We start from the raw sequence: 14,297 nt of genomic DNA, 5'->3' as shown, positions 1-14,297 counted from the left end.
ACCGCACAACACCGCGGCCTGTAAAAAGTCCAGCGCTATAGCTGCGCTGGACTTTGCCGGTCTCTTCTGCTAAAATAGACTGAATATGTGGGAGTGAAGGAAATTCTGCGCTCCTGCTGTGAGGAGGATGTGAGCTATGTATGAAGTGATGAGCGCTGACGAGGCAATCCGTCTGATCCGGGACGGAGACTGTATCTGCGTCAACTCGTTTGTGGGGATCGAGAACCCGGTGGAGCTCCACGAGGCGCTGTATAAGCGGTACCAGAGGATGCAGTCTCCCAGCCATCTGACCATTATCTCCAGCGCGGGGTTTGGCGTCTGGGACGAAAACAGAAACGCGGAAGGGTACATACGGGAGGGGGCTGTGGACCGACTGATCTGCGGACATTTCGGCGCTATGCCAAGCACCAAGAAGCTGGTGCTGGAGGACAGGTTCGAGGCCTACAACCTGCCTCTTGGATGTATCTCCCACGCCATCCGCGCGCAGGCGGGAGGGCTGCCGGGGGCTCTCTCCAAGGTAGGGCTTGATATTTTTGTGGATCCGAGAAAAGAGGGGCCGGGCATCAACAGGCTCTCTATCGATGACTCCCTTGTAAAATACGTGGAGGTGGACGGGGAGGAGTTCCTCTACTACAAACTTCCGAAGATCACGGTGGCTCTCATAAAGGGCACTGCCGCCGACAGGAAGGGCAATATTTCCTTTGACGATATGTTCATGTCCGGTGACGCTCTGTCCATCTGCCAGGCGGTGAAGGCTAACCACGGCAGGGTGATCGTCCAGGTGGACCGGCTGGTGGACACTCCCTCGCGGCCAAGGAACGCCATCATCCCCGGTTGTCTGGTGGACGCCATCGTGGTGGCTGAGCTGGAAGAGAGGAACGAGGCCTACTCCGCACTTACAGGAAGCTTTGAAATCCCTTACTCGGAGTGGAACGCCTGGAATGAGAAGATTGACAATGTCTCCTCCAGGCAGCGCAGCAACAGCGCGGCCGGAAATATCATCGGGAGGAGAGCCGCCAAGGAACTGCGGGTGGATGACATCGTGAATATAGGGATCGGCATCCCGGAGATGGTGTCCAGACACGCCCGCAAAAACGGCATGCTGGATATGGTGACGCTCACAGTCGAGTCCGGAGGCATCGGCGGCTTCCCTGTCTCAGGGGAGGTGTTTGGGGCTATGATCGGGGCGGCTTCCGTGTACGACATGGCCAACCAGTTTGACCTGTATGACAACGGAGGACTGGACATCTGCTTCATGGGCGCCCTGGAGGTGGACAGGCAGGGGAATGTCAATGCTCACCGGGGAACGGGAGCCTTCGCGGGCATCGGGGGATTTGCCAATATCACAGCTAAAACGCCCACCGTGGTGTTCTGTCTCACATTCAACACAAAAGGGCTGGAGGTCTCCCAGAAAAAGGGAACAGTCACGATTGAGAGAGAGGGGACCATCCCCAAGTTTGTGGAAAAGGTAAAAAGCGTCAGCTTCTCGGCAAGCCGGGCCATTGCCAATGGACAGAAGGTTTTGTATGTGACGGAGCGCTGTGTGTTCCGGCTGACGCCCAAGGGGCTGAAGCTCATAGAGGCCTACCCGGGTGTGGATGTGCAAAGAGATATCCTTGACCGCCTCCCCTTTGACGTGGAGAGCTGAGAGCATCCTTTTCCCCAGGGGCGGCTGAGCGGACAGAAGGGCCGCGCAAAAGAGCACAATAATATTGACAGAACAGAGTGCGTGATAGTATCCTGAAATCAGAATACTTTATCAGCGAGGAGGAAAAAACATGAGATATCAAATTCAGGGAGAGACTCTTCCCGTAGTTATCTGCGAGCTGGAGGGCGGAGAGACGATGATCACAGAGGGCGGCGGCATGGCCTGGATGTCCCCCAACATGAAGATGGAGACGTCCACCAACGGCGGTGTAGGCAAGGCCTTTGGCCGGATGTTCTCCGGTGAGTCCATGTTCCAGAACAACTATACGGCCATGGGAGGCCCCGGCATGATCGCCTTTGCCTCCAGTTTTCCCGGATCTATCCGCGCCTTTGAGATTACGCCCGGCAACGAGATGATCTTCCAGAAAAGCGCTTTCCTGGCAGGCGAGGCAGGGGTAAATATGTCCATTTTCTTCAATAAGAAGATTGGAGCCGGACTCTTTGGAGGCGAGGGCTTTATCATGCAGAAATTCAGCGGGAACGGAACAGTTTTCGCGGAATTTGACGGGCATGTGATAGAGTACGAGCTCCAGGCAGGACAGCAGATCGTGGTGGATACAGGGCATCTCGCCGGCATGACCGCCAGCTGCAACATGGAGATCAAGAGCGTTCCGGGCGTGAAAAATATGCTCTTTGGAGGAGAAGGATTTTTTAACACGATCATTACCGGACCGGGGCGCATCTGGCTTCAGACTATGCCCATCAGCAATGTGGCAGCCGTGCTCCGCAATTACATAACAACCGCAAAATAGCAAAAAAACGCAGGATTTTTATAGGCAGAAATACTAACGCCGGATGTCGAATAATCTGAAAATTGGGCAGTTTTCACAGCAGTAGTCAGGAGAGATTGCATTTTCCGGAGAGTGTGATATAATATTGACGACTTAAAAAAGGAACGGCATAAAGAGAAAAATATTGTAAGCAGTAAGATCTAGGAGGAATTGAAATGGCTACAAAAAAGACAGCAGAAACAAAAGTTGGTGCACAGAAGACAGTAAGCAAGGCATCAACCAATGTTGTGACTGCGGCGGCACAGAAGGCTGCGGCAGCTGCTGATACAAAAGAGGCTGCAAAGAAGGAAGCTGTTAAGACAGAGGCTGCCAAAGAGACAACTGCCAAAGAGGAGACAGCGAAGAAGGCTGCCGCGCCGGCAAAGACTACAGCCGCAGCGGCAAAGAAGGCTGACGAAGCAAAGACAGCAGAAAAAAAGACAGCGCAGAAGAAGGCTCCGGCAGCAAAGAAGCCTGCAGCTAAAAAGGAGATCAAGGTAAAGACCTATGTTCAGTACATGGGAAGAGAAGTGGAAGAGAAGGATATGATTGCCGCTGTAAAGAAGAGCTGGACAAAGGCTTCCGGCAAAAAGGTGGGAGACATCAAGTCCATCGATCTCTATGTAAAGCCTGAGGAGGGCGCGGTTTACTATGTGGTGAACGGAACAGATACAGGTTCTGTTGCTTACTAGGAGCATAAAACATAACAGACAGAGGGCGTGGAGCAGAAAGGTGCTGCGCCCTCTTTTTTTGTCGCGAAAAAAGTCGGAATATTTCTAAAATAAAAATAAATTAAAAGATAAGTAAAATTTATTTAAAATAAATATTGACAAATATGAAAATGAGTGGTAATATAAAGTCACAAAATAATAAACGAGATAAAAAACAGAATATAAGAAGTTTTTTATAGGTTTATTATTTTAGCTTTGAAAGACGGATGATATCTATAAGTTAAAAGGAATATGACAATTAGCTTATTACAGTTGGATAATAAGTATTCATATTCTAAAAAAGATTTATAGACAGAAGCCGGAATTCAGAGTCAATAGTTTAAGAAAAGGAGGTACGGACCGCCAAAAAATTAAACTATCTATACTGATCATTGTTGAAGGAAGTCCAAAAAGGCTGATACTTGAAAGCCAGAGTACTGAGAAAGAATTTTAACAGGGATATGAAAATATTCGGGAATTAAGGTTTTAGTATCAGGAATAATATAGCAGACAGGTAAAAGTCATACGATGAAATTGAAAGTGATCAGTATAAAAAGAAGATCATTTTTTACTACATGTGTAGGGAAAGGAAGAAAAATGATTGAAACAGTAAAGTAGAGACGGGTGTCAGTTTAGTTTGAAATTGATGCCCGTCTCTACTGTCTTCTGCTGTGTGCGGCACGGGAAGAAAAATATAGACTTAACAGAGAAAGAAAAAGATGCTATAATACTGCTGAATAATTAATACAGGGACAAAGGAGAAGGTTATGGACGAATTGATGTCGATGATGAATCAACTGGCCGATGGGGAGACGGCGCAGGTCGCACAGAGTGTGCAGGAGATCATGCAGGAAAGTATAGTTCCCGCTGTGGCTGCTGTTGTTCTGGGACTTGTCATCTGTTTCTTTGGATTAAAGCTGATCCGCGTACTGGCGGCCATAACGGGTATCTGCATCGGAGCTGTGGCGGGAGCGGCCCTGGCTTTGGTGTTCGGCCTGCAGGGGACGGCTGTCCTGGCTGCGTCGGCCGTGGGGGCAGTTCTGTTTGCCTGCCTTGGAGCAATCCTCAGGAGAGTGGGAGGATTTCTCTTTATATGGGTTCTCACGGCGGGTGTGCTGGAATGGTTTTTGGCGCCGGGCACGGTGCCCTTCCATCTGATCTGTCTGGGCGTGGGACTGGTGATCGCGGTGATCACAGCCATTCTGATGGATCCCATCATTATCGTGCTCTCTTCCGTAGGGGGAGGCATTGTGGCTGGCCTGGCAGTGTCGGCGCTTCCGGGACTTGACCTGAATATCCTCCTTACATACGGGATATGTGCAGTTCTTGCCATCCTGGGCATAGTCGTGCAGTTTATGATGAAGTCCAGAGAAGTGGGCAAGAAGGAAAAACGCTATTCCGAGTCTGTGAAAGAGGAGAAGTCGGTGGAGACGGAAGTGGAGAAAGCAAGGATGCTGCTGGAGGATGATCCGGCGGACCTGGAGACAGACCTAGAGACAGACCTGGAGACAGACCTGGAGGCTGAAGGAGAACCGGAGGAAAAAACGGAAGAAAAATAATAAGTCTGATTTATAGGACACCTCATCTGCTATGGTATACTCATAGGAAGAGAGGTGTTCTTTTATGTACAGGATAAGCAGAATTTTATTGATGGGAGCCGGCTTTGTATTGGCGGCGGGAGCAGCACTGATCTTTGGCTTTACAGAGTGCAGGATGGACGGGACCGCATATATGTGGATCTGCCTTCTGGGTCTGGCAATGATCTACGGTTCCAGCAAAGGACTGTCACAGGAGCATTAAGGCAGGGGACAAGGCGGAGAACAGGTCAGGAGAGCCGGACAGCGCATTGGTTTTTTCACTCCGTTGTGCTATAATAAAATCATGTCAAAGGGACATATTAAAGTGCAAAGGAGGCTTACTGATGAAACTGGATATGCATTGTCATGTAAAAGAAGGGTCACTTGACAGTAAGGTAAGCTTGGATGACTATATTACAAAGCTGAAGCAGGAAGGCTTTGACGGGATGCTCATTACAGATCATGACACGTACAAGGGGTACAGGCACTGGAAATATGAGCTGAAGGGGAAGGCCCATGAGGATTTTGTCGTGCTGAAGGGGATCGAGTACGATACCTGTGACGCGGGACATATCATCTGCATTATGCCCGAGGGCGTGAAGATGCGCCTTCTGGAGCTGAAGGGGATGCCTGTGCAGATGCTGATCGACTTTGTGCACCGGCATGGCGGCATACTGGGACCCGCCCACCCCTGCGGAGAGAAATATCTGAGTTTTACAAACACAAAGAAATATTTTAAATCGCCTGAGACGATCAAGCGGTTTGATTTCATCGAGGTGTTTAATTCCTGCGAGCCGGAGGAGTCCAATGTCAGGGCTGCCAGGCTGGCCGAGAAGTATCAGAAGGTGGGCATCGGCGGCAGCGACTCCCACAAGATCGAGTGTGTGGGAAAGGGTTATACGATCCTGCCCCAGCGGGTGACCTGTGAGACAGAGCTGATCACCCTGATAAGGGAGAAGGCGGCTATTGAGGCGGGAGGTACCCTGTACGGCAAGACGACGAAGGAGAAGCTGGGAAAAATGAACAAGATCCTGCCCTACTCCTTCTGGTTTTACAACAAGGGAGGCGCTCTTCTGAGAAAGAGGAAGAGAAAGCAGAAGGGCAGGATTGAAAATCCGGTAGATCCCATTGATCCCATCGAAATTCCCTATCTGGACGAGATCAAGAAGAGATAGGAAGCGGCGGGGCAAAGGTCAGTGACCGACAGGGCACAGCTGACAAAAAAGAAGGGGCAGGCTGCAAAAAAGCCTGTCCCTGTACTATGTATGCCTGGGACGGCCGGTGTCCGGGAGTGACTGCGGCCGGGCCGGACGGCGGAGAAGAGAGAGGACAAAGGAGAAAGAGAAGATGTATGTTTTATGGTGCAGGCTGTTTCAGAGGGTGATGAAGTTTTTTATGGATATTGTTCCCTTCTGGCGCAAGCCGAAGATGATCACAGGCAGGGACAGCCTGAAAAAGCTTCCCGATATGCTGCGGCATAAGGGAATTAAGAACGTGATGCTGGTGACAGACCCGGGAATCGCAGCCCTGGGACTTCACAACCAGCTTCTGGAATGGATCCGGGAGGAGGGGATCGAGTGCGTGGTGTACGACAAGACCACGGCAAATCCAACTATCGCCAATGTGGAGGAGGCTCTGCAGCTCTACAGGGAGCACGGCTGTCACGCCCTCATTGCCTTCGGAGGCGGCTCCCCTATGGACTGTGCGAAGGGAGTGGGAGCGAGAGTGGCAAGGCATCACAAAAAGATTTCCTCCATGAGAGGGGAGTTGAAGATCCTGAAGCCTATCCCTCTGCTCATCGCCGTGCCCACCACGGCCGGGACAGGAAGCGAGACCACCCTGGCGGCGGTGCTGACGGATGAGAGGACCCATGAGAAATACGCCCTCAACGACTTTGTGCTGATCCCCAAATATGCGGTTCTGGATCCGGTCCTGACAGAGGGGCTGCCGCCCTTTATCACGGCGACCACCGGTATGGACGCCCTGACCCACGCGGTGGAGGCATACATAGGAAAGAGCAACACAGCCCAGACCATAGAGGACAGTGTGACGGCTGTGAAGCTGATCTTCAAAAATCTGGAGCGGGCCTACAGGGACGGATCAGATATGGAGGCCAGGGAGAACATGCAGAAGGCCTCTTTCCTGGCCGGCGCCGCGTTTACAAGGGCCTATGTGGGCTACGTCCACGCCATTGCCCACAGCCTGGGCGGGGAGTACGGTATTCCTCACGGCCTTGCAAACGCAGTGATTCTTCCCTATGTGCTGGAGGACTACGGCAGCTCCGTGTACATGTCTCTGGCTGAGCTGGCGGACATCGTGAAGATCGGACAGGAGCTGGACAGCGACCAGGAGAAGGCGAATGCGTTTATCGCTGAGATCAGGGCCATGAACAGGCGGATGGGAATTCCGGATAAGCTGGAGGGCATCCGGGAGGACGATATTGATATGCTGGCAAAGAGGGCGTCAAAGGAGGCCAATCCCCTGTACCCGGTTCCCAAAATTATGAAGAAGGATCAGCTGAAGGAAATCTATTATCAGATACGCGCGTAGGAGGAGAAAAGATGGCAGAGTATAAAGAAATGATGCAGAAGCAAAGAGAGTATTTCCGCGCCGGCGAGACAAAGAATGTGGCTTTCCGGCTGCGGCAGCTTGAGCGTATGGCGAAGTGGATCGATCAGAATGAGGAGGACATCATGGAGGCCCTGAAGCAGGATCTCCACAAGTCTCCCTTTGAGGCCTACGCCACGGAGATCGGGATTGTCAAGGAGGAGATACGATATACACTGAAGCACCTCAGGAGCTGGGCGAGGCCGAAGAGGGTGCCAACTCCCATCACCCAGTTCCCCTCCAGGTCCTTTATCTACCCGGAGCCCTACGGAGTGGTGCTGATCATGTCGCCCTGGAATTATCCCTTCCAGCTCACCATTGCCCCTCTCGTGGGAGCTATCTGTGCCGGCAACTGCGCGGTTGTGAAGCCCTCCGCCTACTCCGCCGCCACCTCGGCGCTCATCGGGCGGATGATCAGAGAGCTGTTTCCGGAGAAGTATGTCAGCGTGATTGAAGGGGGAAGGAAAGAAAACGAGGCTCTCCTGAACGAACGGTTTGACTATATTTTCTTTACGGGCAGCGTGAACGTGGGGCGCTACGTGATGGAGAAGGCCTCCGCTCACCTGACTCCTGTCAGCCTGGAGCTGGGCGGCAAGAGTCCCTGCATCGTGGATGAGACGGCGGATATCTCCCTGGCTGCGAAGCGGATCGTCTGGGGAAAATTCCTGAACTGCGGCCAGACCTGCGTGGCCCCTGACTACATTTTCGTCCACAAAAATGTGAAGGAGAAGCTGCTTAAGCAGATGGCAAAGCAGATACGCAGGATGTATGGAAATGATCCCTGCAGAAACGAGGAGTACCCGAAGATGATTAACAGAAAGCACTTTGACAGAGTGCTGGGCCTGATCCGGGATGCCCACGTGGTGTGTGGAGGCGGGAGCAGACAGGATACCCTGCAGATCGAGCCCACCATCCTGGACCAGGTTACATGGGAGCATCCGGTCATGCAGGAGGAGATATTCGGGCCGGTGCTGCCGGTCATGACCTTCTTTGATCTGAAGGAGGTGGCGGAACAGGTCAGCGCAAGGCCAAGGCCCCTTGCCCTCTACCTGTTTACAAAGAAAAAGGAGAGAGAGGCCTATGTGCTGAAGCACGTCTCCTACGGCGGAGGCTGCATCAATGACACGGTGGTGCACCTGGCCACCTCCTACATGCCCTTTGGCGGCGTGGGGGACAGCGGCATGGGCGGTTACCACGGGAAGGACAGCTTTGATACGTTTACCCACAGGAAGAGCATTATGAAGAAGTCCTGTCTCATCGACATACCGGTCAGATATGCCCCATTTAAGAAAAAACTGGATCTTCTCAAGAAGATCCAGTGATAGGCCGGCTGCGCCCGCTCCGGGCTACAGCAGCAGGCCGATGTGGTAGATGAGGAAGCTCATCACCCAGGCCACTACAAATTGGAAACACACGAAGCAGGCGGTGAGACGCCTGCTTTCTGTCTCTCTGCGGATCGTTGCAATAGTAGCCGTGCAGGGCACATAGAGAAGACAGAAGACCATCAGGGCGTACGCGTTTACCGGGCCAAAGCCCATAGACCCAAGTGTGGAGGCCATGGCGGTCATGCCGTGGGATGTGGTGATGTTCTGGATGCCAAAAAGCACGCTGCAGCTGGAGACCACCACCTCTTTCTGGGCGATGCCCGCGATCAGCGCCACCACAATCTGCCAGTAGCCAAGTCCAAGGGGGGTAAACAGCGGCACAACCGCCTTTCCCACATATGCGCCGAAGCTGGTGCCTATATCTGTCACATAACCGGAGGGACCGAAATTCAGGAGCGCCCACATGATGACGGAGGCCAGGAAGATGACGGTTCCCGCCTTGGTCAGGTAATCCTTGATTTTCTCCCATACATAGATGGCGATTGTCCGGGCGTTGGGAGATTTGTACTCCGGCAGCTCGATGAGAAGTGCGTGCTCGGCCTTGCTCCCGTCAAATTTGGAGATGACGAATGCGGAGGTGATGGCTACCAGTATGCCCAGCAGGTACATGGAGTAGCACACCAGCATGGCGTTCTTCCCGAAGAACATGGAGGAGAACAGCACGTAGATGGGAAGCCGTGCGCTGCAGGACATAAAAGGAGTGATCAGGATCGTCTTCAGCCGGTCCTTTCTGTGTTCCAGAGCTCTCGAGGCCATAACAGCAGGAACCGAGCATCCAAACCCCAGGAGAAGGGGGATGAAAGCCCGCCCTGAGAGACCCAGATGGCTCATGATATCGTCCATGACAAAGGCTACCCGGGACATATACCCGCTGTCCTCCAGAAAAGCCAGGGCCAGGAACAGGATGAAAATGTTGGGCAGGAAGGTCAGGATACCGCCCACGCCGGAGATGATCCCGTCCACGATCAGTGAGGTGACCATGGGGCCTGTCCCCACAGCGGCTAGACTGTCTGAAGCGACTCTGGAGAAGGCGTCCAGCCCGATCTCAAAGTAGCCCTTCAGGAAGTCTCCCACTGTGAAGGTGAGGAAGAATACAAGGGCCATGATGGCGAGGAAGATGGGAAGCCCCAGCCATCTGCTGGTGAGGTATCTGTCAATATGGTCTGTGCGCGCCTCGTTTTTCGATTTGTTGACAAGAACCTCCTGAATAATCTCCTCGATAAAATTGTACTTCTGATTAATGATATCCTTTTCGTAGTCCCGGTCGATGACATCCGTTAGATCAATGGGGTACTGGTCGTTGACATTTTGATCCCTCTCCAGATATTTGATGGCATGCCACCGCTTGTTGTCCATGTCCGGATAGGAGGCGTTCAATCTGTCCATGATCTGGTCGATCTTATCCTCTATGTAATCCTCGTACACCATGGCGTACTCCTGATGATGGTTGTGTCTGTGGGAGGAGTGCTCTCCGTGGTGATGGTGGATAAAGGGACTCTGCTTGGCATGGTCCTTGTGATGCGCCACCGCGTGAAGCAGGATGGACAGCCCTGTTTTTTTTCTCGCGGAGACCGGGATGGCCGGGATGCCCAGCATCTCCGGGAGGCGGTGCAGGTCGATCTCCATGCCCCGCTCCTCCACAATGTCCATCATGTTCAGAGCCAGTACGACGGGCTTGCCCAGCTCGATGAGCTGGAGAGTCAGATAGAGGTTTCTCTCCAGGCAGGAGGCATCCACCACATCCACAATGACATCCACCTCGTCGCTCAGGATGCACTCCCTGGACACAGTCTCCTCCATGGTGTAGGAGGTGAGACTGTAGATGCCGGGGAGGTCGATAAGGCGGAAATCCTGCCCCTCGTAGGTTGCGTGCCCCTCCTTCTTCTCCACTGTGACGCCGGGCCAGTTGGCCACCTTCAGGTTGGCGCCGGTGAAGGCGTTGAAGAGGGTGGTCTTGCCGCAGTTGGGGTTGCCTATGAAGGCCACATTAATTGAGTCTGCCATTTTCCGCCACCTCCTTCACATCGATATTGTCGGCGATCTGCCGGCCGAGGGCAAAGCGGGTGCCCCGGAATTTTGCTGTCAGGGAGCCCTTCTTGTCATTGTTTAAAATGGTGATCAGAGCTCCTTCCGTTAGCCCCAGAGCCTCCAGACGGCGCTCCAGCTTTTTTTCAGTGCGTATTCCACATACCTGGTATGTGTTGTTATTTTCCCCTTGTTTCAGTGTCATTTGTAAGTCTCCTTTATTGAGAAAAATTATCTTCTAGTGTATGATTATAGCATTATTTGACTGTACTGACAATGTGAAGTATAATCTTGCTGTCACGCTCCCCGCGGCCTTCTGTTTTTTTCTGATGAGGCCGGCGGAAGAGGGGGCTTTGTGAAAGGAGTTTCATATGCAGATATACAGACTGCTGCTTTATTTTTTTCTATACAGCTTTCTCGGGTGGTGCACAGAGGTGGCTTACGCCACGGTGAAGGAGAGGCGGTTTGTCAACCGGGGATTTCTAGGCGGCCCCTGGTGCCCCATATACGGGGTGGGCGTGTCCGCGGTGGTGACGCTGCTGGACGGTTTCCAGGACAGCCTGCTGCTTCTTTATCTGTCCTCCTTCGTGCTGGTGACTCTGATCGAGGGCATGACGGGATTTATCATGGATAAGATATTTCATCACAAGTGGTGGGACTACACAGGTCTTCCCTTCAATATCGGCGGGTATGTGTGTCTGCCCTTCTCCATTGCCTGGGGAGCCGCCTGCCTGGTGATCGTAAAGGGCGTCCACCCCGTCATTGAAAGGCTGGTGGGGCTCCTGCCAGAGGCCGCGGGCCTTGCCCTGATCTGTGTCCTGACGGCAGGCCTCGCGGCTGACCTGGCCGTGACGACAGCGGGCATACTGAAGCTGAACAGGCGCCTGGATATGCTGGAGCGGATCGGCGCGGAGCTCCGCGAGATCTCGGACAGGATGGGAGCCAATATCCACGAAAATGTCATGGATGCCATGGAGAGGGCGGAGGTGCTGGAGAACATGGCTCAGGCCAGAAAAGAGCGGCTTGACGCCATTTCCGGGGAGGCGAAGGAGCGCCTGGACCTTCTCTCTGAGGAGACGAGGGAGCGGTACGATATGCTCAGACAGCGATACGCGGAGCTGACCGGTGCGACCCTTCAGGCCAGCCGACGCCTTGTGAAGGCCTTCCCCAGGATGGAGTCCAGAAGGCACAAGGAGCTGCTGGAGGAACTGAAGAGGAAGCTGGAGGAAGTGACGAGAAAAAGATAGGGCAGGATAGAAAAAAGGTATTTCAAACAGAAAAAGGGCATTTCCGATCACACAGAGGATCAGAAATGCCCTTTTTGCAAACAGATATTACGAAATCATCAAATGTGAAACAATTCTTTCAGGCCGCACAGGATGATGGCGCCGTGGTCAAAGGCCAGTCCCCGGCTGTTCTTCGCAAGACAGGAGTCCTCATCAAAGAGGAGGGGACATTCCAGGGAGGAGGAGAGGACCTGACCGCCTCCCTCCAGACGGAGTTCGTAGTGAAGCAGCCCCGGCCGGATTTCCTCCCGGCGCGTCAGGAAAACGGTGAACCATCTGGCATCGCTGGCATCATCTCCCGCTTTTACCGGAATCTGGTCTGTGTCCAGGACCGCCAGATGGGCGCAGCTCATGACCCAGGTGCGGGGATCTCTCCCGGGCTTTGAAAAGGTGTAGAGCTGCCGCAGGGGTATGCCCTCCACGTGGGTCTCCTCCCAAAGCTCCCTTCTGGCCGCCTCCATGACTGTCTCGCTGGGCCCCACAAAGCCTCCCGGAAGAGCGCGGCAGCCGAGGAAGGGATGCCCGCCCCGGCTGACCATGAGGAGCTTCAGCGATCCGTCAGTTAGATAGTGCAGTCGATCCGGGGATGCGCTCCCCTCACTGCCTGTGCGGCAGGAGGAAAGCCCCGGGGCGGCGAAGATGAGCATGTCCACTGTCATGGACGGCCGGGGATAGTCGCCGGGCCGGTACCGTGCCAGAAATTCTTCCTCCGTCAGTCCGTTTTTGTCTAGAAGTGGTTCCATTATCATGCGCCTCCTGTCAGGATTGAAGCTGTCTGTAGGAGATCAGCTTGTCCAGGTTGTTTAAGAACAGTGCGTTCTGGCTGGTGATTTTTTTCTTCTCCAGCGCGGATTTGCACTGCTCCAGGTAGCTGTCGTACATGGAGTAGAGCAGTGCGTAGGGTAGATCCCGGTTCTGGCTCCACTGGAACAAAAGCCAGTTCATAGCGTGGGAGAACCAGTATCTGCGGGGGATCTCTCCGTCCTTTAGCACCAGGATGTGGGGGTGGGCCTCCTCGGCGATGGCGGCCAGCCTCTCCGCGTCCGGCTCCTGCCGGCTGAATTTTTTGGGCTTCAGCAGAACGGCGCTCTCGCTGACCAGGCCGTTCAGCTTGTTGGCGGCCTCCCAGTAGGGTGCGAAGTTGGGGGAGAGAGGGCCAGTGTGGCGGGCCTCCTTCTCCCTCGCCCGCTCAGCCTGGGTCTCCCGGCGGATAGGATTGCGTATCCTGCGGTCGTAGACTCTGCGGCTGTCCGGATTACTCAGGATCCGGTAGGCGGTCAGCACGTTCTGGATGTAGGATGTGGTGTCAAAGGTACTGTTTATATTTTCGTCCGGATGCATTTTTTTCACTAAAAAATTCTTGGCGTCTGCAATCTCTTTTTCATCTGCATCCATAGAAACGCCAAGAAGATCATAGTAGGTACAATCTTTCATATACATCTCCCCTTATTCATTCAGTTTATAAACTCCCACCTATTATAATACTTCAGCGGGGCCGGGAAATCAACCGGAAAGTCAAGCTTGTTGTTCAGAGGAAAGAGTGGTAAACTGACTGTAAATGCGTGAGCGTCCGACGGGGCGTAAGCTGCCAAATGAGCGACACAAGAGGAGAAAGGACGAGAAAGCTATGAGAAGGCCAAAGAGACAGATGACGGATGTGGGTGAGATTGCCGGGGTGCTCAGGGAGTGCATGGTGTGCCGGGTCGGTATGAGCAGCCAGGGAAAGATCTATGTAGTGCCCATGAATTTCGGCTATGAGCAGGAGGGTGAAAAGCTCACCTTCTATCTTCACAGCGCGAAGGTGGGCCGCAAGATCGAGGCGTTTAGGGAGGAGCCGGAGGTGTGCGTGGAACTGGACTGCCGGCACGGGCTGATGGAGGCGGAGCTGCCCTGCAGCCACAGCTATTACTATGCCAGCCTCATCGGCACCGGGAAGGTGCAGGTCCTGAAGACCTATGAGGAGAAGCTGGAGGGGCTGAAGAAGCTGATGAGACACCAGACCGGAAAGGATTTTGACAATTTTGACGAGAAGTGGGTGGGCGCTGTGGAGGTGCTGAAGGTGGAGCTTGATGAGTACGCCTGCAAGTACCACGACGGCACCAACTAGGACGACAGAGTGAGAACAGAGACATCCCTGTGGGGATGTCTTTTTTACTTTATAGGAAAATGCATGATTGAGGAAATTTGAGAAAAAGAAAACCCGCTGAAAAGCGGGCATGGCAATTAGACG

14 protein-coding genes are annotated in these 14,297 nt (G+C 53.3%); 10 read left to right on the top strand and 4 right to left on the bottom strand.

What is annotated here, in order from left to right:
- Positions 1 to 136: 136 nt before the first annotated feature.
- From FGQ86_RS13660 to FGQ86_RS13630, 8 genes are all read left to right on the top strand, one after another.
- Positions 137 to 1,648, top strand: a complete 1,512-nt coding sequence (locus FGQ86_RS13660) for a malonate decarboxylase subunit alpha (protein WP_033126728.1) — start codon at positions 137 to 139, stop codon at positions 1,646 to 1,648.
- A gap of 130 nt (positions 1,649 to 1,778) precedes the next feature.
- The gene (locus tag FGQ86_RS13655) at positions 1,779 to 2,459 is read left to right on the top strand and encodes a TIGR00266 family protein (protein WP_052084120.1); all 681 of its coding nucleotides are present in this window, start codon (positions 1,779 to 1,781) and stop codon (positions 2,457 to 2,459) included.
- 194 nt (positions 2,460 to 2,653) lie between these two features.
- A complete protein-coding gene (locus tag FGQ86_RS13650) occupies positions 2,654 to 3,169 on the top strand; it encodes a DUF6465 family protein (protein WP_033126726.1) in 516 nt (171 codons plus the stop codon).
- 785 nt (positions 3,170 to 3,954) lie between these two features.
- Entirely contained in the window at positions 3,955 to 4,746 is a 792-nt protein-coding gene (locus tag FGQ86_RS13645; RefSeq protein ID WP_138304695.1) for a TMEM198/TM7SF3 family protein, read from the top strand.
- 64 nt (positions 4,747 to 4,810) lie between these two features.
- Positions 4,811 to 4,987, top strand: coding sequence for a hypothetical protein (locus tag FGQ86_RS16285; RefSeq protein ID WP_156111855.1), 177 nt, complete (start codon positions 4,811 to 4,813; stop codon positions 4,985 to 4,987).
- Positions 4,988 to 5,108: 121 nt separating this feature from the next.
- Positions 5,109 to 5,939 carry a CehA/McbA family metallohydrolase gene (locus FGQ86_RS13640; protein WP_033126725.1) on the top strand — a complete coding sequence of 277 codons (831 nt, stop codon included), beginning with the start codon at positions 5,109 to 5,111 and terminating at the stop codon, positions 5,937 to 5,939.
- 172 nt (positions 5,940 to 6,111) lie between these two features.
- A complete protein-coding gene (locus FGQ86_RS13635; RefSeq protein ID WP_138304692.1) occupies positions 6,112 to 7,314 on the top strand; it encodes an iron-containing alcohol dehydrogenase in 1,203 nt (400 codons plus the stop codon).
- An 11-nt stretch (positions 7,315 to 7,325) separates the two neighbouring features.
- The gene (locus tag FGQ86_RS13630) at positions 7,326 to 8,693 is read left to right on the top strand and encodes an aldehyde dehydrogenase (RefSeq protein WP_138304690.1); all 1,368 of its coding nucleotides are present in this window, start codon (positions 7,326 to 7,328) and stop codon (positions 8,691 to 8,693) included.
- A gap of 24 nt (positions 8,694 to 8,717) precedes the next feature.
- Here the strand turns inward: FGQ86_RS13630 and feoB are convergent, their stop codons facing one another.
- On the bottom strand, positions 8,718 to 10,760 hold the full coding sequence (feoB, locus tag FGQ86_RS13625; protein ID WP_138304687.1) for a ferrous iron transport protein B: 2,043 nt from the start codon (positions 10,758 to 10,760) through the stop codon (positions 8,718 to 8,720).
- The gene (locus FGQ86_RS13620) at positions 10,744 to 10,986 is read right to left on the bottom strand and encodes a FeoA family protein (RefSeq protein ID WP_033126721.1); all 243 of its coding nucleotides are present in this window, start codon (positions 10,984 to 10,986) and stop codon (positions 10,744 to 10,746) included. Before FGQ86_RS13620 ends, feoB begins: the two co-directional genes overlap by 17 nt.
- A 166-nt stretch (positions 10,987 to 11,152) precedes the next feature.
- On the opposite strand from FGQ86_RS13620, the gene FGQ86_RS13615 reads away from it, so the two are divergent.
- Positions 11,153 to 12,028, top strand: coding sequence for a putative ABC transporter permease (locus FGQ86_RS13615; protein ID WP_138304684.1), 876 nt, complete (start codon positions 11,153 to 11,155; stop codon positions 12,026 to 12,028).
- 98 nt (positions 12,029 to 12,126) lie between these two features.
- Here the strand turns inward: FGQ86_RS13615 and FGQ86_RS13610 are convergent, their stop codons facing one another.
- On the bottom strand, positions 12,127 to 12,810 hold the full coding sequence (locus FGQ86_RS13610) for an NUDIX hydrolase (RefSeq protein WP_052084115.1): 684 nt from the start codon (positions 12,808 to 12,810) through the stop codon (positions 12,127 to 12,129).
- A 16-nt stretch (positions 12,811 to 12,826) separates the two neighbouring features.
- Positions 12,827 to 13,501 carry a J domain-containing protein gene (locus FGQ86_RS13605; protein WP_033126719.1) on the bottom strand — a complete coding sequence of 225 codons (675 nt, stop codon included), beginning with the start codon at positions 13,499 to 13,501 and terminating at the stop codon, positions 12,827 to 12,829.
- Positions 13,502 to 13,694: 193 nt separating this feature from the next.
- Between FGQ86_RS13605 and FGQ86_RS13600 the strand changes: the two genes are divergently transcribed.
- Positions 13,695 to 14,174 (top strand): pyridoxamine 5'-phosphate oxidase family protein, encoded by a 480-nt coding sequence (locus tag FGQ86_RS13600; protein WP_033126718.1) that lies wholly within the window; start codon positions 13,695 to 13,697, stop codon positions 14,172 to 14,174.
- Positions 14,175 to 14,297: the final 123 nt, after the last annotated feature.

The sequence above is a fragment of the Clostridium sp. BSD2780061688st1 H5 genome, assembly GCF_005845155.1.
GTDB lineage: Bacteria > Bacillota > Clostridia > Lachnospirales > Lachnospiraceae > Claveliimonas > Claveliimonas intestinigallinarum.
The sequence above is the reverse complement of the archived record's forward strand: the minus strand, read 5'-3'. Positions and strand labels throughout refer to the sequence as shown.